This window comes from Streptococcus sp. NCTC 11567 (assembly GCF_902141215.1).
Classification (GTDB): domain Bacteria; phylum Bacillota; class Bacilli; order Lactobacillales; family Streptococcaceae; genus Streptococcus; species Streptococcus dysgalactiae.
In genome coordinates this window covers 1,547,799-1,569,862 of sequence record NZ_LR595857.1, presented here as the reverse complement: position 1 = coordinate 1,569,862, position 22,064 = coordinate 1,547,799, and the positions used below count along the sequence as shown (strand labels likewise).

The window sequence follows — 22,064 nt, the reverse complement described above, 5'->3', positions numbered from 1 at the left end:
GGATTAGTTCTCCTTGTGTTCTTGGTAAAAATCAATAGCAGCGCCGAGGAGATTAGCTTCATTTTTGAAGTGACAAATGGCTAATTGAGGCCTGAGATTAGAAATGCCAACGGCTTGATAGAGCTTGTCCAATTCTGCTTCGATAGCTGGTAAGAGAAAGTCGGCTTGAGAAACACCGCCTCCAATCAAAATCATTTGAGGATCAAAAGCATGTTGGAGATTAAATATCCCAATGGCCAGTGTTTGCAAGAAGAGTTGCCTTTCCTTGATTGCTAGGTGGTCTCCTTGCTCTGCTAGAGCGAGCACTTCTTTACCATCATAATCTTTTCCGTTATTGACGATTGCACTATAGCGCTTGGCCATATTTACCACTGTCCCTAACTGACTAAAGGTTTGGTAGCGGTCGTTCATGATCATGAAACCAAATTCGCCCCCAAATAAGTGGGCACCATGGTAAATCTTGCCATCAATGACCAAGCTTCCTCCAACTCCAGTACCAAGAACGAGCATGGCTAGGCTACTAGCGCCTTTTCCTGCTCCTAAGGTAGCTTCAGCTAAGGCGGCACAATTGGCATCATTTTCGATAGAAATAGGGTAATGTAGCCGTTCTTCTAAGGCCTCTTGTATTTTAAAATGGTGAATGTAGGGAATAGCGCTGGTGCCTTCGATAACCCCCTTTTCTTTATTGACTGCCCCAGGTGAACTGATGGCAATACCTGAGAAATGGTAAGCAGAGTAACGAGCAACTTCTTGGTCGAGTAATTGGTAAAACTTTTCCAGACTAGAGGGAGTGGGAAAGCTGCTTTGCTGGCTTAATTGGCCATTGTGACAGAGGGCAAATTTAAGGGAAGTGCCTCCTATATCAATACATAACAAGCTCATGAGGTGTTCTCCTTTATTATAGTAGAATAGACGATCATGTCTCATCTTAGTATGACAGATTTAAGCAACAATGAAAAGGCTTTCTAAGCGATTCTATACTTTGTGTTATCATACCTATAATTTGTTGCTTTTAAATCATGAAAGCGCTTGTTATACTTAAACCATAACCTGATTAACACAAAGGGAGGTTGGGAAATGACAAGACAGACCAACAAAAAGACATCCTTTTGGAAAAATGTGATTAAATACCGCGCCTTATTATTAATGGTATTACCAGGTTTCATCTGGTTCATCTTTTTCTTTTATATTCCAGTTTTGGCCAATGTGGTTGCTTTTAAAGATTTCCATTACTCAGCAGGAGGCTTTATGGAAAGTTTGAAGGAGAGCCCTTGGGTTGGTTTGGATAACTTCAAATACCTCTTTGCTTCCAAAGATGCTTGGTTGATTACCAGAAATACCATCGCTTACAATGTGATTTTCTTACTCTTTAATGTTTTCTTTGCGATTGCTTTTGCCATTATCATGAGTGAGTTACGAAATAAGAGAACGGTTAAGGTCTATCACACCATGTCCTTGTTGCCTTATTTCTTATCATGGGTGGTTATTGAATACTTTGTTTCTGCCTTTTTAAATACAGATAAAGGTTTCATTAATCAGCTCTTGGTTGGCAGTGGAGCAGATCCAATTAAGTGGTATTCCAATCCCACTTGGTGGCCCTTGATTTTACTCTTTATGAGTGTCTGGAAAGGGCTAGGCTACAATAGCATTATCTACTATGCTTCAGTCAAAGGGATTTCTGATACTTATTATGAAGCTGCTATGGTGGATGGTGCAAGCAAATGGCAACAAATTAGGAACATCACCATTCCACAATTATTGCCAATGATGTCTATCCTGTTGATTATTAATATTGGTAATATCTTTAAATCTGACTTCGGACTTTTCTACGTTATTCCTAAGAATTCAGGCCCGCTTTATGACGTGACCAGTGTGTTAGATACCTATGTCTACAATGCCTTGACTGCTACAGGAGATATTGGGATGGCATCGGCAGCTAGCCTTTATCAGTCAGTGGTTGGGACCAGCATCTTGTTAGTCACCAATGCGATTGTTCGTCGCATGGATCCTGATGCAGCCTTGTTCTAGGAGGAAACCATGGAGAAAAAGAAAAAAGTCGAAAAGGTCAACGTTAGAACCTTTGACAAAAAAACCAATGCTGTTTTTAATATCCTCATTGCCCTCTTTGCCATTTCATGTATCATTCCTTTCGTCTTCGTGATTATTATTTCCTTTACAGATGAAAGTTACTTGATTAATCATGGGTATAGTTTTTTTCCAGATGTCTGGTCAACTAAGGCTTACCAGTATATTTTTCAGGGAGCCATGTCCCATAGAATCATGAGGTCATTTGGGATATCCGTGTTTATTACAGTGGTGGGAACCTCTATTAACACAACGATGACATCAACCTATGCTTATGCGATTTCAAGACCTTATTTCCCATACAGACGCTTTTTCACTGTTTATGCGCTTATCACTATGCTCTTTGCTCCCGGAATGGTTGCCAATTACTTGGTGGTCAGCAATCTCCTTCAGTTGAAGGATACGGTTTGGGCCTTGATTTTACCAATGGCTCTGGGCCCATTTGGCATCTTGGTCATGAGAACGTTCTTTAAAAAGACAGTTCCAGATAGCATTATTGAATCAGCTCGTATGGATGGGGCTAGTGAATGGATGATTTTTATGAAAATTGTCTTACCATTAGCTGTTCCTGGGATTGCAACCATCAGTTTGTTTTCAGCCTTAACTTATTGGAATGATTGGTTTAATGCCTTGCTCTATGTGCAAAGTGAAAACCTCTACCCAATGCAGTACTTACTGATGAAAATTCAAAGTAATTTGCAGGCTTTGGCTCAAAATGCTGGTATGAGTGCTCAAATGGCGGATAGCTTAGCATCGCTGCCGAAGGAATCTGTCCGTATGGCTATCGTGGTTATTGCAACCTTGCCGATTGCCTTGACTTACCCATTCTTCCAAAAATACTTTGTTGGTGGTCTAACCATTGGCGGAGTGAAAGAATAACCCTTAGGACTTGGCCAAAAAGGTCAATCTTGCATAACTTATCGTAACAAAAGAAAACATTTTTTAGGAGGCTTCACTTATGAAAAAGTGGCAAAGAATCTTGTGTGTAACTGGAACTGTTTTGGCAGCATCTAGTTTAGCAGCCTGCGGAAGCAAGTCAGCTTCTAAGGATGGTGATGTCAAATTATTGATGTATCAAGTGGGTGATAAACCTGATAACTTCGATGAATTGATGACAATCGCTAATAAACGTATCAAGGAAAAAACAGGTGCAACGGTTGACCTTCAATACATTGGTTGGGGTGACTGGGACGATAAGATGAGTACCATCATTGCCTCTGGTGAAAATTACGATATCGCCTACGCTAACAACTATGTAGTCAATGCTCAAAAAGGTGCTTTTGCTGACTTGACAAAATTGATGCCGAAATATGCTAAGAAAACTTATAAAAACTTAGACCCAGCTTACATTAAAGGAAATACCATTGATGGTAAACTCTATGCCTTTCCAGTGGATGCTAACGTCTATGCTCAGCAAATGCTTTCTTTCAATAAAGAATTAGTGGACAAATATGGCCTTGACATTTCAAACATTAATTCCTATGCAGATGCTGAAGCAGTCTTGAAACAATTCCATGAAAAAGAACCTAACACAGCAGCCTTTGCTATTGGCCAAGTCTTTAGCATGTCAGGTGACTATGACTACCCATTAACCAAAAACCAACCCTTTGCTGTGAAAATTGACGAAGACAAACCAACTATCATTAATCAGTACGAAGACGAGTCCTTTAAAGACAACCTTCGTTTGATGCACAAATGGTATAAAGAAGGCTTGATTCCAACAGATGCGGCGACTAATACAGAGGGTTACCCTCTTGAAGGAAACACATGGTTCATGCGTGAAGAAACCCAAGGTCCTATGGACTACGGCGATACCATCTTGACCAATGCTGCAGGCAAAGACATCGTGTCTCGTCCATTGACTAAACCGCTAAAAACAACATCACAAGCACAAATGGCAAACTTTGTAGTATCAAACGTATCTAAAAACAAAGAAAAAGCGGTTGAAGTACTTTCTCTTCTTAACAGCGATCCAGAATTGTTAAATGGTCTTGTTTATGGTGTCGAAGGCAAAGCTTGGGAAAAAACTGGCGACAAGAAAATCAAATTGCTTGATGGCTATCAACCAAAAATGCACATGGGTGCTTGGAATACTGGTAACAATAAAATCCTTTACACTCAAGAATCCATTACTGACGACATGATTGCTAAACGTGACCAATCAATCAAGGATGCTAAAGAATCTCCAATCCTTGGTTTCACTGTTGACACCAAAGCTATCAAAACAGAATTGTCAAATATTTCAAATGTCATGAACCGCTATAAAGCTAGTATTAACACTGGTACAGTAGACCCTGATGAGGCTCTTCCAAAATTACTTGCAGACCTTAAAGGTGCTGGTTGGGACAAGGTGCAAAAAGAAGTTCAAAAACAGTTGGACGACTTTGTAGCTAAAGACAAGTAAGGAATCCATTTTCCTGATCATAAGTTAAGGGCTGGGAAAATCTCGGTCCTTTTCTTCTGATTAGTGGGGAGAACTGTTCATCACATCAGTAGAAGGTATGGGGAAGAAGACGGTTGATTAGCCAATAAAAGCGATCTTACCTGGCTTAGTAAAGCGTTTCCCAAAGTCTCTAAATTGTGCTATATTAGAAGAGTCCTATCCATTAATCAGAGGAAAGGTTTCACTGCCAAGTTGGCTGGGAGAAACGTCACTAATTCTAAAAACGTATCATTATTAGTAAGAATAGCAAGAAGAAAAGGATAATCTCATGAACGGTATTGAAAAAGCTTGCTTTGTCATCTGGAAAATGATCCAATTGACCCTCATTTTTCACCTCTTGACCCTCGTAGGACTCATTATTTTTGGCGTTGGGCCTGCCTGGCAGACGATTGTGACCCTATTTTTAGAAACACCTCAAGAAGAAAAACACTATTCTTTGAAAAAGGCTATTCAGCTTTGGAAGTCCTGTTTCAAAGAAGCTAATCTAAGATTTGGTCTTTTTGCCTTGACTTTCCTTTTTTTGACCTTTAACTTGCATTGGGCAGTGCAGTTCCAATCCTTGTTCTGGTTTACCGTGTCTTTCTTGATTTTAATAGCTATGGTTTGGCTGACCATGACTTATGTTTACATGGGTTTTTATGCGGTGAGTTATGAGATTAACCTTTGGAACAACATGAAATTAGCCTTTATCAGCGTCTTTTTAAGTTTTAAATCCTTTTTACTCATGCTGAGCGTTTTGCTGGGAATTACCCTGGTGACTTGGCAATACAAAGGTCTTTATCTCTTTTTAACCTTCGGGGCTTTAGTCTTTTGCTTGGACTTTGTTACCAAGGCTAATCGTAGACAAGTCGATGGAGTGATTGATGAGCGTTAAAGCATTTGGAGAATACATCACCAAGCATTTTAAACAAGGCTTTTTGATTAATCGGTTGATGAAATTATATAGCCTATTCATTGTCACCTTCTTTTTATTAGCTGCTATCGGATTGAGCAGTTACTCTATCAGCAGTACTTATAAAAAGGTAGATGTCGAAGCACAGATCCTTTTGGAAGACACGTTGGGGACATTACAATCACAAAATTATATTACCTTACGGGTCTTAGAACAATTGGTTGGGAGGGCAGAAGATTACCGGAACCTTTACCAGTACATGATGCTAACCCCAAACCAATATTTTTCAAAGGTTTTTGATGATTGGGAGAAAGGAAAGGAGACGGTTTTATTTTCAGAAGAAGTGAGACGTCTTTTTGACCTCTATCCTGATTTGGAATCCATGACGATTCTATTAGATGATAGCAATGCCTATCTTTACGCTGATAAGGCTATTAAGACAGGTCGCTTGCTCTATAATAAGCCTGAGAAAATGACTGGAAATTTTTTAGTTCGCTCTATTCGAAATCCAGAATCAGGGGATGTGACAGGCCGCCTTTACCTTACCTTTGATAAGCCAATCGGTCTGGTTCAAGAGAAACAGACTAAGTACTTGGCAACCTTTGCCTTTGATTACTATGGCCGTAAATTATTTCATCAAGGAGGAAAAGATTTCCCCCATCTGGAAGCAGATGTGAAACAGGCTATCAAGTCTGATCAGGCAAGTGATCTAAGCCATCTCAAAAGGTCTTACAAGATTCAATACAACCGTTCAGGTGATTTACTAGCCTATGTTGCCATTAAAAAATCCTACCTTTTCCAAGAAGCTGTCAGGACGCTCTTTTCGTATGGTATTTGTTGTCTGTTATTGGCCTGGATTTTGCTTCAACTTCTTTTTAGAGTTTTTCGTAATTACATTAAACAAGTTTCTGAAATTACGGATACCGTTGAAATGGTGGCAGCAGGAGATCTATCTTTAACTATCGACAACAGCCATATGGAATTGGAATTGTATCATATCTCAGAAGCCATTAACCAGATGTTGGCCAGCATTAAAGCTTATATTGACGAAGTTTATGTGTTAGAGGTAGAGCAACGAGATGCTCAAATGAGAGCACTGCAGTCTCAAATCAACCCTCATTTTTTATACAACACGTTAGAGTATATTCGGATGTACGCCCTTAGTTGTCAACAAGAAGAATTAGCAGATGTCATTTATGCCTTTGCGAGTCTGCTTCGCAACAATATTAGCCAAGATAAGATGACCACCTTAAAAGAAGAACTGGCTTTTTGTGAAAAGTACATTTACCTTTATCAAATGCGGTATCCAGATAGCTTCGCTTATCACGTTAAAATTGATGAGAGTATTGCTGATTTAGCCATTCCTAAATTTGTCATTCAACCTCTCGTTGAAAATTATTTTGTGCATGGGATTGATTATAGTCGCCATGACAATGCATTGAGTATCAAGGCATTAGATGAGACGGATCATCTTTTGATTCAGGTACTTGATAATGGGCGTGGTATTAGTCAAGAGCGCTTAACAGACATGGAAAAAAGACTTCAAGAGCAACAAACAACAGGCAATAGCTCAATTGGGTTGCAAAATGTTTACCTCCGTCTCTTTCATCATTTTCGAGATAGGGTCACTTGGACCATGGCGCAAGCACCAGAAGGTGGTTTTATCATTCAAATTAGGATTAGAAAGGATGTTTAATGTATAAGGTATTATTAGTTGACGATGAATACATGATTCTACAAGGATTAACCATGATTATTGATTGGCAGGCTCTTGGTTTTGACGTCGTTTCAACAGCAAGATCAGGCCAGGAAGCCTTAGCCTATTTGGCTCAGTACCCAGTCGATGTCATGATTTCAGATGTCAACATGCCTGGGATGACAGGGTTGGATTTAATAGAAGCAGCTAAAACTAATCATCCTCAGCTACAAACCTTGATTTTATCTGGTTATCAAGAATTCTCCTATGTGCAAAAGGCTATGGAATTAGAAACCAAGGGGTATTTGCTAAAACCTGTGGATAAGGCAGAATTGCAGGCTAAAATGAAACAATTTAAAGACTGGTTGGATGCCCAGCAGGCTGAATCAATCCGGCAAGAAACCTATCATGACAGCCTTCTGACGCTGTGGTTAACAGATGAACTTAGTGAAAAAGAATTTCATCAACTTAGCCAGGATCTCCCCGAGCATGCCCTAACAGGATTTACGGTGCTGTATGTGGAGTGTTCCGAGTGGATAGAAGGTATAGAGGCTTATTTTAAGCAAGAAGAACAACCCTGCTACCTCAAGAAAGAAGAAGACAAGAAGATTTACTTGGCGATTTTACTTGGGAGAGCCCAGCAAGCCAAAGCCTTTACCAGTAATCTACAAAAGCAATTTTCAGAGGACATCCAACAAATCATCTTAGGAGAAACGGTTGATGACTGGGAAAATGTTTATGAGAGCTACAATCAGGTGCGCCAGAGTCTTTTTTACAATAGCCAAATGTCACAACCAACTGACAAAGGCAACAGTAAGCTTGCGATGCCAGAATCTCGGTTGCAATTTTTTGCCTTTAACAAAGCATTAATGATTGGTGATGAGCCAACCATCTTGGCCAAATTAGAAGCCATTTTTCATGAAATGAAGGCCTTGAACTTCTCACCAGAGGATGTGAAGCATGTGTCGTTCTTGTTGTTCTCTGACATTTATCGTCAATTTCCTATTTTAGACAAGATGACTTACTTGTCCATGGTGAAAACCATCCATGAGAGCCAATCGATTGACCGAATCTTAAGCGAATTGCAAAAAGTCTTGAACTTGACCAATAAAAGTCGTGCACCTGAAAAACGGTATTCTGATTTGGTCAGTGAAACCATTGACTGTATCCGTCAAGAATATCATCAGGAATTAACCCTTAAGGCTATTGCTGATCGGTTGCATGTTAATGGGGTTTATTTGGGGCAATGTTTTAAAAACGAAACGGAACGTAGTTTTGCCCAGTATTTAAACCAGGTACGCATTCAAAAAGCTCAGCAATTATTGCTTTACACCAACCAATCCATCAATGAAATTGCCTACAAAACAGGGTACAATACGAACCATTATTTTATTAAAATGTTTAAGAAACTAAATGGCTTGTCGCCAAAAGAGTTCAGAGACCGTTACAAAGATAACTACCAGGCCATTAAGGGCGAACAGTAACGAGGAGCAGGAGACTGATATGACACCAGATAGCAAGGAGCAGGCATACCAATACCACTATATTGGTCAAGAAGGAAGAAAGCAGCCCTTTAACAAGGGCTGGCGCTTTCTAAGGGCAGATGTGCAATTGGCTCAAGACCCTTCATTTGATGATTCCAATTGGTCATGTATCAATCTGCCGCATGATTTTAGCCTTGCTCAACCCTATACGCGAAATGGAGAAGCAGAAAGTGCTTATAAATTAGGTGGAGTGGGGTGGTATCGGCATTACCTTGTGTTAGATGAGGAGTTAGCGGGTTGTCATGTTACCCTCACTTTTGAGGGGGCCTATATGGAAACAGAAGTTTATGTTAATGGACAATTCATTGGTAAACACTTAAATGGTTATCAGGAATTTACCTATGATATCTCTGGTGCTGTGACTTTTGGAGCTGAGAACCTTCTGGCTGTCAAGGTAGACAATAAGGTTCCCAGTTCACGTTGGTACTCGGGTAGCGGCCTTTACCGAGAAGTGAGCTTGTCTGTGCTTCCCAAGGTTCACTTTGAGGACGACCAAGTCAACCTTAGCTTAATCGCACCAACTGATGATATCAATCAGGGATTAGCCGCACTTGCCTTGCAACTTGACCTTAGTCAACCGGTTTCACCAGCTGACTATCAGGTTAGTCTGAAGTTGTGGGAACAAACGCTCGGAAGTCAAAATCGTCAACTTGTTTATCAACAAGCTGAGCAGTCTCTGCAGGACTTGGATGGGATAGAACCATATGGTACGACCATCACTTTGCCTAGAGTTAATCTGTGGTCACCTGATCAACCTCACTTGTATGACCTTGAATTGACCCTTTGGCATCAGGGTAAAACGTGTGATGTTTTTTATCGGGAAACCGGTTTTCGACAGATTGTCTTTGATGCCAACCAGGGGCTGCTAGTGAATGGCAAAGCTACAAAAATCAAGGGGGTCTGTCTTCATCATGACCAAGGTGGGTTAGGAGCCTGTGCCTATCAAGATGCTATCGCAAGGCAGTTAACCTTACTAAAAGCTATGGGAGCTAATACCATTCGCAGCACTCATAATCCCAGCAGTCCAAAGTTACGTCAATTGGCTAATCGACTCGGTTTTTTTGTCATTGAAGAAGCCTTTGACACCTGGACCTATGCTAAAAATGGCAATGTCAATGATTTATCACGTTATTTTCATCAAGCCGTCGGAGAGGAGAATGCTGCCCACTTAAAAAGGGTTCATTCTCAGGCAACCAGTTGGGCTCAGTATAGTACAGAGGCCATGGTCTGGTCTGCCAAACATGACCCGTCGGTCTTGATGTGGTCTGTCGGTAATGAATTGATGGAAGGTTTTTCGGCAGATGTCAGCCACTATCCTGACGTGATGAGAGCCATTTGCCAGTGGCTTGCTGCGATTGATACCTCTAGGCCCATTACCTTTGGTGACAATAAGCTGAAGGAAAGTGATTTCTATTGGAACAAGCAGGCGACACAAATGGCAGAGCTGCTTAGTCAATTAGAGTCGCCTCAAGGAGTAGTAGGTCTCAATTATGCCAATGGAGACGATTATGACCGACTTCACCAACAACACCCCCATTGGATAATATATGGTTCAGAGACAGCATCTGCCATTAACAGCCGTTCCTATTATCAGCAGACGAAGAAGATCGTTCATGATACCTATGGCTTGACCTCTTACGATCACGCCACAGTAGATTGGGGAGCTGTCGCTAGTCAAGCTTGGTATGATACGATTACCCGTGATTTTGTTGCAGGAGAATGCGTTTGGACGGGTTTTGATTATCTAGGTGAACCAACGCCTTGGAATAAAATTGACAGCGGTGCTGCGGACACTTGGCCGTCTCCCAAGAACGCTTACTTTGGTATTTTAGATACTGCGGGCTTTCCAAAAGACAGTTATTATTTTTACCAGAGCCAGTGGGCAAACAATCAGACTACCCTCCACCTCCTGCCAGCCTGGCGAGAAGACTGTCTTTACCTTGACGATCAGGGGTTAGTAGAAGTTGTGGTTTATAGCAATGCTACCAGTGTTCAGCTTCTGTTTGAAGATGAGCAGGGTGGTTTAAAGAATTATGGGACGAAGGCATTTGATACCATGACTACTCCAATGGGATATGCTTATCAGCTCTATCAAGGGGATGACGCGTCTGAAACTCCTCATGAGAATCTTTACCTGACCTGGCGGATTCCTTATCAAAAAGGTCTGTTAAGAGCAGTGGCCTATGATGCGTCTGGGAAACAAATTCAAAAGACTAGTGGACGTTCTCAGGTCAGAACCTATGGAGCAGTGGCACAGCTTACGTGGCAAGCCTTTGAAGCACCTTTTGAGACCACACAAGAATTGCTTTATCTGGAATTATCGCTTTTAGATAAATCAGGCGAGTTGGTCAGCCATGCTCAAGAGTTGATTCGGATTGAAGTCGAAGGACCAGCACAGTTACTGGCAGTGGATAATGGCAATCCTGTTGACCATACCCTGTATCATTTGTCATCCCGACAAGCTTACGGTGGGAAATTATTGGTTATTCTCGCTCTAACAGGAGAAGTAGGACAAGTGAAGGTAAGTGCCTATGGTCCAGGAGATTTGCGAGCCTTATTTCAAAAAGAGGTCTCTGAGCGTGTCTCACAGGAATACCTCTTGACGACATTTTTAGATAAATACCCTCTTCGGGAAATCCCGATAGGAAAGACGATTTCTTTTGAGCAGCTCACTACAGACGTTAGTAAAATGCATACTGACAATAGGGTTCAAGAGAAAGAGTTGCGGTTTGATAAAGGGCATTTTTCAGTCATGACCTATTGGCATGCTCTGGCTTGGCCCTTATCTTTCACACCTTATAAGGCTTATGGTGATTTAGGGCAAGATATTATCTTACCAGAATGGCTTCAGGCTACGGATGCTCAAGGACATTTGGTGAAAAAAGCTTTCCCCATCACTTGGGATTTTACGACAAAAACTTTTACCCAGTCAGTAGTGATAAGAGGACAAGCAAACTGTTACGGTCATCTCATCCCAGTAGAAGCAAGGCTTAGCCCACGTCAAGAGGAAAAAAGACGACATCAGGATATTAGCTTGGTGGCTAAACAATCCTTGCTTGCCTCGTCTCGGGACCGTCTGATTTATCGGTATCAGTACGCTACCATCCAAGCTCTTGGTGCCATTAGTTTACGGCAAAGGACCACTCATCCTCTCACTCTGAACATAAGTCTTCGCTCTGCTAGTCAATCGTCGGTTAGCCAGATTTGCTTGGAACAACAGCAGGTTCAAGTGACGGAGCAAGAAACTGTTATTTTCTTAGAAGAGGTGATGGATGTCTTGCAATTAGAGATTACCCTTGAACTGGTTGCAGGAACAAAGGGTGATTTGGAGCAAGCTGGCCTTCAGATTGGTCTCTGGGATTTGGTCTAAATCAAGTCAATCTCTGTTAAGGGGACTGATAGATTTCTAAAAATAAGGTATAATATAGAAAGCAGGCGTCTTTTTCAAAGGAAGACGCCTTTACAAGTTTGAAATGGAAAGTGAGATTCCAAATGTCACAACGACTATCGGGCCACACCTTGCTGGTCTCTTTACTTGCTACTCCCATCCGTCATAGCCTATCTCCCAAAATGCACAATGAAGCTTATGTGAAGCTGGGCTTGGATTATGCTTACCTTGCTTTTGAAGTGGGGACCGAACAACTTGCGAATGCGGTCCAAGGGATTCGTGCCTTGGGTATCCGTGGTTCCAATGTCTCTATGCCAAATAAAGAAGCCATTGTGCCCTTATTAGATGAGGTGTCTCCAGCCGCCAAACTTGTGGGGGCTGTCAACACTGTGGTCAATCAGGATGGCAAAGGCTACTTGGTAGGGCATATAACGGATGGCACTGGAGCTATAAGGGCTTTAGCTGAAGAAGGGGTATCTGTGAAAGACCAGGTCATTACCCTTGCAGGTGTAGGAGGCGCAGGAAAAGCTATTGCTGTCCAACTCGCCTTTGAGGGTGCCAAAGAGGTACACCTATTTAACCGACAAGCCAGTCGTCTGCATGGTGTTCAAGAACTGGTAACAACCCTTAATGACACAACGACAACTCAGGTAACGCTGAAGGACTTGGAAGATCAGGCAGCTTTCCATCAGTCTATCAAGCAATCTCACATTTATATTGATGCCACAAGTGTGGGAATGAAACCCTTAGAAAATAAAAGTCTGATTACAGATCCTGAGCTGATTCGTCCAGATTTAGTGGTTTTTGATATTGTCTATAACCCGACCGAGACAAAGCTCCTCTCCTTTGCTCGTCAGCATGGTGCCCAAAAAACCATTAATGGGTTAGGGATGGTTCTCTATCAAGGAGCAGAGGCCTTTGCCTTAATTACCGGTAAGGAAATGCCAGTTGATGATATCAAAACGTTGCTGTTTAAGGATAACATCGGCAAAACATCGTAACTAGTCAACAAGATTGTCAATTCCCTTAAAGATGACTGTCAACAAGGGCTATAATCACTAGCGGGTTTGGGGATGATTAAAAAAGGACTGTGTTAAGGAGGAGTCGCATCATGATATCCTAAAAAGATAAAGGAGAAAATCGTGTTACCTATTATTGTAAAGGCCAGTGGCTTTATTTTAGTGATTTTATTGGCTTATGTGTTAAAACAAAAAGGCATTCTTACGTCTGAACATGGTAGGGGCTTTTCTACCATTTTGATGACCGTTACCCTTCCCTGTGCTTTACTAGTGTCTACAAGAAGTCTGAACATGAGTGCTATTCTCTTGATTCCCATGGGGTTAGGCATAGCTGGTAATCTTTTGTTGCTAGGTATCGGTTACCTCAGAGGTCGTCATAAAGAACCCGTTGCCCAAGCACAAGACATGATCCAACTTGTTGGATATAATATAGGAACGTTCGCTTTCCCTTTTGTTCAGTCTTTTTTCCCGGCTAGCTACCTGATGCAGGTCATTCTCTTTGATACAGGCAATGCCTTAATGGTATTTGGTGGTAACTACACCATTACCAGTCTGGTGTCAAGAGTGGGGGAACAAGTGACCTTGAAAGCAATCTTCAAAAAACTGTTTCGATCGGTTCCTTTTTGCACCTATCTGCTGTGTTTTGGGCTCTCTTTGTGGAATATTACTCTTCCAACAGCTCTCTTAACCCTAGCCAAACTAGGAGCAGATGCCAATCCCTTCGTTGCCATGCTGACACTTGGACTCATGGTTGATTTTAGATTATCCAGACAAGACTTGAAAGAATTAGGACAGTTGATAGGGCTCCGCCTCTTTGCTAGTTTTCTCATGCTGGTCTGTCTTTCTCAATTACCTATTGATCTGGTCATCAAAAAAATGTTGACTATTTGCCTGATAGCTCCGATTTCAGTTGTCACGCCTCTTTATGCCAGAGAACTAGGTAGCGAGAGTGCTCTACCAGCACCAGTTAATTCCCTTAGTATTGTCATCAGCATCATCTTGATGACTGTTCTCATTCTCTTTGTTAGCTAAATAAACTCATCATAAAAGCACCAATCACTTGGTGCTTTTATGATATTCAGTTATCCTTATCTATATTGTCTAATGCGTATTGACAGGCTTGAAGGACAAAACTTGAAAAAGTAACGTCTTTATTCACCATCGCTTTTTCAATATCTTCAACGAGAGATGAGGGAAAACGAATGGTTTTAATTTCGGATTCTTTTTTATCTGATTTGAGTTGAAATGCCATTTTTGTCTCCTATCTAGCTTTATTGTAAGACAAAATTGGCAGAAAGTAAATTATTTTAATTGTATTACAAATTGTATTGTTTTTCATCTTGTTTTTTGCTACAATGAACATAAAACGATGTTCCAAAAGGAAAAAGGAGAGAGTTATGACATCAAAACATACCAAAGTCATGTTGACATCTGCTGCTTTATTGACAGCTGTTCTTAGCACGACAGTACAAGCTCAGTCAGAAACGGTTGAAAAACCTAGTTCCCCTCAAACGGTGGCTATGGGGACAGATCGTCAATCATTAGAGCAACAGGTTCAAAATCAAGAAAAAGTGGTAACGGAACTTACTAAAAAAGTTCAAACAGCTAAAAAGAATGATGAAGCAGCAGCACAGGCGGTTGAACAAGCCAAAGCTAATGAAGCCTCTGCAAGTAATGTAGACGCTCAAAAAGCCGAAGTTGCTAACCAAATGGCAACTGCTGAAAATGATGTTAAAGTTGCTAACGAAGATGTTGCAACTGAAACTAAAGACGTTGAAAAAGCACACGCTGAAAACCAACAAGCCCAAGATGCACTTAAAGTAGCTGAAAACGAAGCTGCTAAAACATCAACCGAAACAAAACAACCAAGCACTGTTGAATTAGATAAAGATTTTGCAGAAGCCTTAGGAACTAAAAATACCAACCCCGATTATTCAGAAGACCTTAACATGATGGGTGGTGATAATAACTTTACATTCGTTACAAATCCTGGTGACGAGCAAACTGTTGATATTGATAACTTAACCGATGATCAATTGACTGATTTGTCTAATTATGCATCATCTTTAATTAACCAAGTTCGTGATCAAGCTCAAAAAGCAGGTGTTAACCTAACGGTTGGTAATACATTTGTTACTAAAGGTGCTGTACAATTTGCCAAAGATGTCGCTCAAAACTATCGTAATGATAATTGGGATACCGTTAAAGATGCTCATGATGTTAAAGCTATTAATAGAGCCGCGGCTGATAATGGACTTAAAGCAGTTTCCAATGAGAATGCATATGAGGATGCCGGCATGTCACGGTCATCTACCTTTATAAATCGTACATTTACCATGGAAGATTTAAAACGTAGCATTTTTGAAGTTATTGGTGGTATGATTTCTAAAGATGTGAATTCTAACTGGAAACACACAGAATCTCTAGTTGGTACTGGTCTTTCAGGGGAATACTTAGGTATTTCTATTTCTCGAGTTGGTGACGTTGTAACCGTACATGTTTTACAAGTACCAAAATCTCGCATTCAAGATGCTAATAAATTTGACACAACCAAACTTCTTAATCCTTACCAGGGAGAAGTTAATCCAAAAGCCAAAGAAGTTTTAAAACAATTAGAATCCGCACGTACCCTTGCAGCTAATAAAGCTCAAGCACTCGCTACCCAACAATCAAAACTTCAAGCTGCTAAATCTCATGTGGCTGAATTAACTAACAAAGTTGTTCAATTAAAAGAACAACAAGCACAATTGGGTAACGTTCAATCTGGTGATCTGTCAGCACTTGTCACTTCTGCGGTAGAACGTAAAGCACAAACAGCTCGCAACCTTGCAGATATGCAAGCCGCTCTCGATAGCGCAACTGCTAAATTAAATAATTTAAAAGCTGCTCTTGCAACAGTTCCTGCTAATCCAGAAGCACACGTTGAAACTCCAAGTAAACCTGTTCAACCAGAGAAACTCACACCAGCTATTCCTCAGGTGCCAGCAGTACCAGAAGAAGCACCGTCTACACCTATGACGCCAAACAACTCTGCAAAACCAGAGGCTTCTATTCCATCAAAAATGGATAACATTTCTAAATCGGACGTGTCTGGTAAAAAAGTCGTAGCTGATAAAGGTAATCAAGCAGTATCTCGCGAGATGCAGCCTGTCCAAAAAGTGACCAACCGGGTCATGGCTACAGGTCCAAAAGCGACAGCTTATCAAGCCTTGCTTCCAAAAACAGGAGAAGTAACAAACTCCGTAACGGTCTTGGGCGCTTTCATGCTTTTAATAGGATCACTCCCATTGGTAGGCTCTTACATGAGAAAACACTACTAATACTTGAGAGCGAGGGGAAAGGTTTAATCAATGAAAAAAGTACTATCCGTAGTCATTGTGTTTCTAGCGACACTCTGTTTAGTGGCTTGTAGCAAGTCATTAAAAGGGACTTATATTAACAAAACCGAGGGTACTAAATCAACCTTAGTAGTTATCGATAATAAGTCAGCCAACCTAACCGTTGAAAGTTTATTTGGGACTTACACCTTTGATGGCACGATTAATGAAAAAGATAAGACAATTGCCTTTAAAGGTACGGTGTTCGGAAAAGAAGTCGAAGAAACTGCCACCTATGAAGTGACAGAATCTGGCGATCTCAATATTACTACCAAAGAATTTTCAGGTCTCTATCGAAAAGAAAAATAACTCAAAAGAACCTTCACAGACAATTGGCTGTGAAGGTTCTTTTAATATCTTAAAGCAAATCTTCTAAAGTCTTAACAAATGCTTGGTCATCCTTGGCAATGGCTAAGGTGGTAAAACCTGTTTCTGTGGGCAATATAAAGAGAATATGCTGGTCAGAATTTTTCTTGTCAGTTTTAAAAACGTCAAAGAGAGCTTGAGCGGATACCTCATTTTTCTCGAGACTGGTTGGTAACTGGTAACGTTCAAAGGCTTGAAGGAGACTATCCAAGTCTTCTTGAGATAAGTGTCCTTTTAAAACAGCTAATTTGGCATCCACTACCATACCAATGGCGATGGCTTCACCATGATGGTAAAAATCATGGTGGCAGAGCGATTCAATAGCATGGCCAAGGGTATGCCCAAAATTTAAGGACATGCGCAAGCCATTTTCAAACTCGTCCTGTTCAACAATGCGTTTTTTGTTGGCAATCGATTGACAAATGAGGTCTTCAAGTCCCGGATAAGGGCCTATTTTTGGACTAGCAAGCAACTGCTGAAAAAGCGGTCTATCATGAATGAAGCCAATTTTCAGCATTTCACTGATGCCGCAGGAGAATTCTCGCTGAGGCAAGGTCTCTAAAAAACGAGTTGAAATGATAATGGATTCAGGAGGGTAGATACTCCCAATCATATTGGTCAACCCTTTAAAGTGAACACCAACCTTGCCACCGATGCTACTGTCTACTTGGCTTAGCAAGGTGGTTGGGATTTGAATATAGGGAATACCACGGTAAAAAGTAGCCGCAACAAAGCCTCCCAGATCTCCAATAACGCCGCCACCAACTGTGATAATCATGTCTTTTTTTGAAAAGTTCTCAGTGATGAGTTGTTCATAGATAGCACTGGTGCGGTCCAGGGATTTGGATTGACCACCTGGCGAACAAACGTGAACAAAGGCGGTATAGCGATGACATAGGTCTTGGAAGAGGGGGTGATACAAGTCATAGACGGTTTGGTCAGTGAGGAACAACAGTTTGCGTTGTTTGCGCTCACCAAGGCAATCACCCAAGGTAGTTAAGACATCATCGGTAAATAGGATATTATAGTCCTTAACCCGAGAATGGACATGAAGTGTTTGTGGCATAATCATTCCTTTCCTTGTTGCTAACCAACAGTAACAATAGAGCGCAGCTTATGGCCTAATCTTGCCAGAGATCACGCCCAAGTTGGTCTAATTGGTCGTAATTAATTTGCTGCGCAGCATCTGACAAGGCGTGATCAGGGTCAGGATGGACTTCCATCATAATGCCATTAGCTCCAACAGCCTTGGCGACTTTAGCAGCAGGTAAGAGAAGGTCACGTCTACCTGTCGAGTGAGACACATCCACGATAATGGGCAAATCAGTTTTTTGCTGAATAATAGGCACAGCCATAATATCAAGCATGTTTCGGGTTTCCACATCGTAACCACGGATACCACGTTCACACAAAATGATATTTGTTTTTCCTGCTTCTTGAAGATAGGAGAGCGCGCCCATAAATTCCTCAATGGTAGCCATCAAACCACGTTTAAACAGGATTGGTTTATCAACATGAGCTAACGTTTTTAAAAACTCAAAGTTCTGCATGTTTCGAGCGCCAACTTGAATCACATCCAAGTAATCATAGGCTTCTTCTAACTGACTGTCAGACATGATCTCGCTGACAGAGACTAAATCAAATTCCTGACAAACGTCATGTAAATATTTAATCCCTTCGAGGCCTAACCCTTGGAAAGAAGTAGGTGAGGTTCTCGGTTTATAAGCACCTCCTCTAAAATAGGTGTATCCTAATTTTTTGGCGCTTGAAGCTGCCAATCTAATGTGATCATAAGATTCAATGGAGCAGGGTCCTACGATAAAGTTTCTCTTTGAGCATCCCTGATTCCGAAAATCTGACATGATGTCTTTCATTCAGTTGATTCCTTTACTAATACTAATGTGATTTATAGCCATAGCAAACTGCTTTGGGTTAATGTCTAACTAAGAAGTGAGGTAAACAAGTTATGAGCTGATTCATAGAAGGCTCTTTATGTTCAAAATACGTACCTACAACCTGTGAAATGATACCATAAACAAGGTGAAATAGCAAGTAACGACTGGGGTTTGAGAGCTTGTCATGACTCTTGGAGGATTTGTTAAAACAAATGCTATCATGAACCATTTTAGGAGGAAAAGTTATGACTGATATCACGTGGATGTTACGACTAGTGTTAAATGCCCTTTATTTAGGCTTAGGAATCACCGTTGTGAAAAGGCAACACTTTTCTGAACAATTTTTATAAAGTGCTTTTCTCAATTGATGACTCGTTTAGCCATAGGGGTCTAGTAATTTAGACTAGCATGAATACGGTGATGATTCCACCAATGGACATAATCTTTGGTCTGAAGCGTTAGTTCTTCTAGCAATTGAAAGGCTTCTTGATAAATAAATTCAATTTTGAAAGTACGATAGGTATTTTCAGCTATGGTATTATCATAAGGACAGCCAGCCTGATTAAACGAACGGGTAGTCCCAAAGGATTCCAATATCTCACCAATTAACTGATTATCAAACTCTTTTCTACAATCAGAGTGAAATAGATTGACCTTGGTCAGGACATAAGAGACGCTCTGTATGGCTTGTTTAACTAAAACTGCTGTCTTATTTCAGCCAACCAATAGTCCCATTATTTCATGATTAAAAAGGTCTATAACAGGACAAATGTAAGCCCATCGCCTACCAATACGAACAGCTGACATCTTGGATTTCTTATTGTTAGCAGTGATTACTTCCCTTTTTGTGACATAATCACTGCCGCTTGCTTTAAGATATCTAACTGCATTTTAAGTTATCTGTTTCGTTTCTTGAGTTCAATCAACTCTCGTTGGTCATCACTTAGATTATCAATAGACTTAAATGAGCCTTTAGTTTTGGCTTGTCTGATCTATTTATCAAAGGTAGATAGTGTTAAATCATATTCACTAATAAACTCACTCCGTTTCCTACCTGCATTGTGAAGATCAACAATTTGTTGCTTAAAATCATCGGTGAAGGTACGGCGAATTTTTCTAGACATTTGTTTTCTCCTGTTTTTTCAGTGTAATATACTTTATAAGACTATCTAGTTTAGTGTAACCGATTCAATATAGCTTTTTCTTAGAGTTGTGATGGGGGTTTCAAAGGTTAACTAATTTTAAAGACAAATTACAATAATAAGAAGAGTTGTCTTTTTTTGCAGTCGAATTCCTGATATAATAGAACTATTAGAGTCAAGGAGAATTAAGATGTCAGAACAAGCACAAAGACAAGAATTGCATTCAAAAATATGGAAAATTGCGGACGATGTTCGTGGAGCCGTTGATGGATGGGATTTTAAACAGTATATTTTAGGAATCTTGTTCTACCGTTTTATCAGTGAAAATTTTAAAAATTTCATTGAATCTGATGATCCAAATGTTGATTATGCTAACACTCCAGAATCTGTCATTACAGACGAAATAAAAGATGATGCCGTTAAAACCAAAGGGTATTTTATTATGCCTAGTCAGCTTTTCTCCAATGTTGTCAAAAATGCTAGAAACAATGACAATTTAAATACTGATTTAAAGTCTATTTTTGATGACATTCAAGCCAGTGCCATTGGTTATGAAAGTGAAAATGATATTAAAGGACTTTTTGATGATGTCGATACAACTAGTAATCGTCTCGGCAATACAGTTCCTGAAAAAAATAAGCGCTTAGCTGATATTCTCGAAGGAATTGCCGGTTTAAATTTTGGCAATTTTGAAGACAATAAAATTGACCTTTTTGGCGATGCATACGAGTATCTCATTTCCAACTATGCCTCAAATGCAGGTAAATCTGGAGGTGAATTTTTCACACCTCAAAATGTTTCCAAACTCTTAGCCAAAATTGTTATGCTTGGACGTAGTGAAACCAACAAAATCAATAAAATTTACGACCCAGCATGTGGGTTTCGTGTCATAATAATGACACAGGCAAATAGTCAAGTAAATACAAGGGTTTTAGAACTTCTACCAAAGTTTAAAATCAAAAAAATGAATAGTTGGTGTGCTGTTTAGAGCAGTTATTATGAAAATAAATGTTGTAAACAGTACATCAGCATAAAGGAGGAACTCATATGTCTAAGGTGAAAAAAGACACGATTGAAGCAAAAGGTTTTGCTATTCAAATTTATACTGAAGACTTTAAAAACGACTATATAAGTCTAACGGATATTGCAAGATATAAAAGCGATGAGCCAAGTGATGTAATCAAAAATTGGATGAGAAGAAAAGATACTATTGAATTTCTTGGTTTATGGGAAAGCTTAAACAACATGAATTTTAATTCGGTCGAATTCGACCGAATTAAATCGGAAGCTGGATATAATTCCTTTACATTGTCTCCTAAGAAATGGGTAGAGAAAACAGAAGCAATCGGAATTATCTCAAAAGGCGGAAGATATGGTGGTGCATTTGCACATACAGATATTGCCTTTGAATTTGCTTCATGGATTTCTGCTGAATTTAAGATGTATGTAATTCAGGATTACAAAAGACTTAAGTCAGATGAAAACTCTAAGCTATCATTAGGCTGGAATTTGAATAGAGAAATTTCTAAGATTAACTACAAAATCCATACAGATGCAATCAAAGAATATCTCTTAAAAGATCTTACTAGCGAACAATTATCTTATAAATACGCAAGTGAAGCAGATATGCTCAATGTTGCCTTATTTAATAAAAGAGCAAAACAGTGGCGTGAAGAAAGTCCTGACTTAAAGGGAAATATGAGAGACTATGCAAGTCTGAATGAGTTATTGGTACTAGCAAATATGGAAAGCTATAATGCAATCCTTATTGGTAAAGGTATGGAACAAAAAGAAAGAATGATAGAACTTAGAAAGCTTGCCAGAACTCAGCTGATGTCAATTGAGAAGTTGAACAATACAGGAATTAAGAGTTTAGAGGATAAGTCAAAGAAGTAGAGAGGTGTGTTATGATATGGGCATTGAAAATTATCTTATTTCCAATAATATTGCTCTTGTCGATACTAATTGCTTTTCTAAAATTTATTATAAAAGTTAGTGGAATGATTTTAGGTATAATATCTTTTCTAGTATTTATAGGAGCAGTAGCTTGCTTTGTACAAAAAGAAATGGCAACTGGAATGGTAGCGATGCTACTAGCATTCTTAATCAGTCCTTATGGGCTACCTAAAATTGCACTGTGGATTACAGCATACCTTGAAGTAGCGAAAGATACATTAAAGGAAATATAAGGGAGTTAAGACGATGGAATATAAATCT

The 22,064-nt window shown here is 40.0% G+C and carries 17 protein-coding genes and 2 pseudogenes; 14 read left to right on the top strand and 5 right to left on the bottom strand.

Features of this window, described 5'->3' with window-relative positions; translation table 11 throughout:
* Window positions 1–3: 3 nt before the first annotated feature.
* Window positions 4–882 (bottom strand): ROK family protein, encoded by an 879-nt coding sequence (locus FQT67_RS07790; protein WP_046177042.1) that lies wholly within the window; start codon window positions 880–882, stop codon window positions 4–6.
* 195 nt (window positions 883–1,077) lie between these two features.
* Between FQT67_RS07790 and FQT67_RS07785 the strand changes: the two genes are divergently transcribed.
* From FQT67_RS07785 to FQT67_RS07745, 9 genes are all read left to right on the top strand, one after another.
* Window positions 1,078–2,028, top strand: a complete 951-nt coding sequence (locus FQT67_RS07785) for a sugar ABC transporter permease (RefSeq protein ID WP_015057956.1) — start codon at window positions 1,078–1,080, stop codon at window positions 2,026–2,028.
* 9 nt (window positions 2,029–2,037) lie between these two features.
* Window positions 2,038–2,964 (top strand): carbohydrate ABC transporter permease, encoded by a 927-nt coding sequence (locus FQT67_RS07780; RefSeq protein ID WP_046177041.1) that lies wholly within the window; start codon window positions 2,038–2,040, stop codon window positions 2,962–2,964.
* 79 nt (window positions 2,965–3,043) lie between these two features.
* The gene (locus FQT67_RS07775; protein WP_003058201.1) at window positions 3,044–4,489 is read left to right on the top strand and encodes an ABC transporter substrate-binding protein; all 1,446 of its coding nucleotides are present in this window, start codon (window positions 3,044–3,046) and stop codon (window positions 4,487–4,489) included.
* A 307-nt stretch (window positions 4,490–4,796) separates the two neighbouring features.
* Window positions 4,797–5,402, top strand: coding sequence for a YesL family protein (locus tag FQT67_RS07770; protein WP_046177040.1), 606 nt, complete (start codon window positions 4,797–4,799; stop codon window positions 5,400–5,402).
* The gene (locus tag FQT67_RS07765; protein WP_015057952.1) at window positions 5,392–7,116 is read left to right on the top strand and encodes a sensor histidine kinase; all 1,725 of its coding nucleotides are present in this window, start codon (window positions 5,392–5,394) and stop codon (window positions 7,114–7,116) included. Before FQT67_RS07770 ends, FQT67_RS07765 begins: the two co-directional genes overlap by 11 nt.
* Window positions 7,116–8,600, top strand: a complete 1,485-nt coding sequence (locus tag FQT67_RS07760; protein WP_046177039.1) for a response regulator transcription factor — start codon at window positions 7,116–7,118, stop codon at window positions 8,598–8,600. The genes FQT67_RS07765 and FQT67_RS07760 overlap by 1 nt, the downstream gene beginning before the upstream one ends.
* Before the next feature lie 19 nt (window positions 8,601–8,619).
* Window positions 8,620–12,030 (top strand): glycoside hydrolase family 2 TIM barrel-domain containing protein, encoded by a 3,411-nt coding sequence (locus tag FQT67_RS07755; protein ID WP_046177038.1) that lies wholly within the window; start codon window positions 8,620–8,622, stop codon window positions 12,028–12,030.
* A 122-nt stretch (window positions 12,031–12,152) separates the two neighbouring features.
* Complete coding sequence (locus tag FQT67_RS07750; RefSeq protein WP_003056426.1) at window positions 12,153–13,049, top strand: shikimate dehydrogenase; 897 nt, start codon at window positions 12,153–12,155, stop codon at window positions 13,047–13,049.
* 141 nt (window positions 13,050–13,190) lie between these two features.
* A complete protein-coding gene (locus FQT67_RS07745) occupies window positions 13,191–14,099 on the top strand; it encodes a permease (protein ID WP_046177037.1) in 909 nt (302 codons plus the stop codon).
* 46 nt (window positions 14,100–14,145) lie between these two features.
* On the opposite strand, the gene FQT67_RS10810 is transcribed toward FQT67_RS07745, so the two are convergent.
* Entirely contained in the window at window positions 14,146–14,319 is a 174-nt protein-coding gene (locus FQT67_RS10810) for a YlcI/YnfO family protein (protein ID WP_003056432.1), read from the bottom strand.
* Window positions 14,320–14,464: 145 nt separating this feature from the next.
* Between FQT67_RS10810 and FQT67_RS07740 the strand changes: the two genes are divergently transcribed.
* Window positions 14,465–16,387, top strand: a complete 1,923-nt coding sequence (locus FQT67_RS07740) for an SEC10/PgrA surface exclusion domain-containing protein (RefSeq protein WP_046177036.1) — start codon at window positions 14,465–14,467, stop codon at window positions 16,385–16,387.
* A gap of 30 nt (window positions 16,388–16,417) precedes the next feature.
* Window positions 16,418–16,753: a hypothetical protein gene (locus FQT67_RS07735; protein ID WP_003055945.1), complete on the top strand. Its 336-nt coding sequence runs from the start codon at window positions 16,418–16,420 to the stop codon at window positions 16,751–16,753.
* A gap of 49 nt (window positions 16,754–16,802) precedes the next feature.
* Here the strand turns inward: FQT67_RS07735 and aroB are convergent, their stop codons facing one another.
* From aroB to FQT67_RS07720, 3 genes and pseudogenes are all read right to left on the bottom strand, one after another.
* Entirely contained in the window at window positions 16,803–17,876 is a 1,074-nt protein-coding gene (gene aroB, locus FQT67_RS07730) for a 3-dehydroquinate synthase (protein WP_003055955.1), read from the bottom strand.
* Window positions 17,877–17,931: 55 nt separating this feature from the next.
* Window positions 17,932–18,684, bottom strand: a complete 753-nt coding sequence (locus tag FQT67_RS07725; protein WP_003055978.1) for a bifunctional 3-deoxy-7-phosphoheptulonate synthase/chorismate mutase — start codon at window positions 18,682–18,684, stop codon at window positions 17,932–17,934.
* A 411-nt stretch (window positions 18,685–19,095) separates the two neighbouring features.
* Window positions 19,096–19,829: pseudogene (locus FQT67_RS07720) on the bottom strand (IS3 family transposase).
* Between the two features lie 208 nt (window positions 19,830–20,037).
* Between FQT67_RS07720 and FQT67_RS07715 the strand changes: the two are divergent.
* From FQT67_RS07715 to FQT67_RS07705, 3 genes and pseudogenes are all read left to right on the top strand, one after another.
* A pseudogene (locus FQT67_RS07715) lies at window positions 20,038–20,745 on the top strand (type I restriction-modification system subunit M); the annotation flags it as partial.
* Between the two features lie 149 nt (window positions 20,746–20,894).
* A complete protein-coding gene (locus FQT67_RS07710) occupies window positions 20,895–21,743 on the top strand; it encodes a KilA-N domain-containing protein (protein WP_046177035.1) in 849 nt (282 codons plus the stop codon).
* A gap of 11 nt (window positions 21,744–21,754) precedes the next feature.
* A complete protein-coding gene (locus FQT67_RS07705) occupies window positions 21,755–22,036 on the top strand; it encodes a CD1845 family protein (protein ID WP_046177034.1) in 282 nt (93 codons plus the stop codon).
* The last annotated feature ends 28 nt before the right edge of the window (window positions 22,037–22,064 follow it).

What these genes read in the sequence shown, in the direction of transcription:
- FQT67_RS07705 (WP_046177034.1), top strand. Translation starts at nt 21,755, where the DNA reads ATGATATGGGCATTGAAAATTATCTTATTTCCAATAATATTGCTCTTG.
- FQT67_RS07765 (WP_015057952.1), top strand. Translation starts at nt 5,392, where the DNA reads ATGAGCGTTAAAGCATTTGGAGAATACATCACCAAGCATTTTAAACAA.
- FQT67_RS07770 (WP_046177040.1), top strand. Translation starts at nt 4,797, where the DNA reads ATGAACGGTATTGAAAAAGCTTGCTTTGTCATCTGGAAAATGATCCAA.
- FQT67_RS07725 (WP_003055978.1), bottom strand. Translation starts at nt 18,684, where the DNA reads ATGAAAGACATCATGTCAGATTTTCGGAATCAGGGATGCTCAAAGAGA.
- FQT67_RS07740 (WP_046177036.1), top strand. Translation starts at nt 14,465, where the DNA reads ATGACATCAAAACATACCAAAGTCATGTTGACATCTGCTGCTTTATTG.
- FQT67_RS07735 (WP_003055945.1), top strand. Translation starts at nt 16,418, where the DNA reads ATGAAAAAAGTACTATCCGTAGTCATTGTGTTTCTAGCGACACTCTGT.
- FQT67_RS07710 (WP_046177035.1), top strand. Translation starts at nt 20,895, where the DNA reads ATGTCTAAGGTGAAAAAAGACACGATTGAAGCAAAAGGTTTTGCTATT.
- FQT67_RS07755 (WP_046177038.1), top strand. Translation starts at nt 8,620, where the DNA reads ATGACACCAGATAGCAAGGAGCAGGCATACCAATACCACTATATTGGT.
- FQT67_RS07785 (WP_015057956.1), top strand. Translation starts at nt 1,078, where the DNA reads ATGACAAGACAGACCAACAAAAAGACATCCTTTTGGAAAAATGTGATT.
- FQT67_RS07775 (WP_003058201.1), top strand. Translation starts at nt 3,044, where the DNA reads ATGAAAAAGTGGCAAAGAATCTTGTGTGTAACTGGAACTGTTTTGGCA.
- FQT67_RS07760 (WP_046177039.1), top strand. Translation starts at nt 7,116, where the DNA reads ATGTATAAGGTATTATTAGTTGACGATGAATACATGATTCTACAAGGA.
- FQT67_RS10810 (WP_003056432.1), bottom strand. Translation starts at nt 14,319, where the DNA reads ATGGCATTTCAACTCAAATCAGATAAAAAAGAATCCGAAATTAAAACC.
- aroB (WP_003055955.1), bottom strand. Translation starts at nt 17,876, where the DNA reads ATGCCACAAACACTTCATGTCCATTCTCGGGTTAAGGACTATAATATC.
- FQT67_RS07750 (WP_003056426.1), top strand. Translation starts at nt 12,153, where the DNA reads ATGTCACAACGACTATCGGGCCACACCTTGCTGGTCTCTTTACTTGCT.
- FQT67_RS07790 (WP_046177042.1), bottom strand. Translation starts at nt 882, where the DNA reads ATGAGCTTGTTATGTATTGATATAGGAGGCACTTCCCTTAAATTTGCC.
- FQT67_RS07780 (WP_046177041.1), top strand. Translation starts at nt 2,038, where the DNA reads ATGGAGAAAAAGAAAAAAGTCGAAAAGGTCAACGTTAGAACCTTTGAC.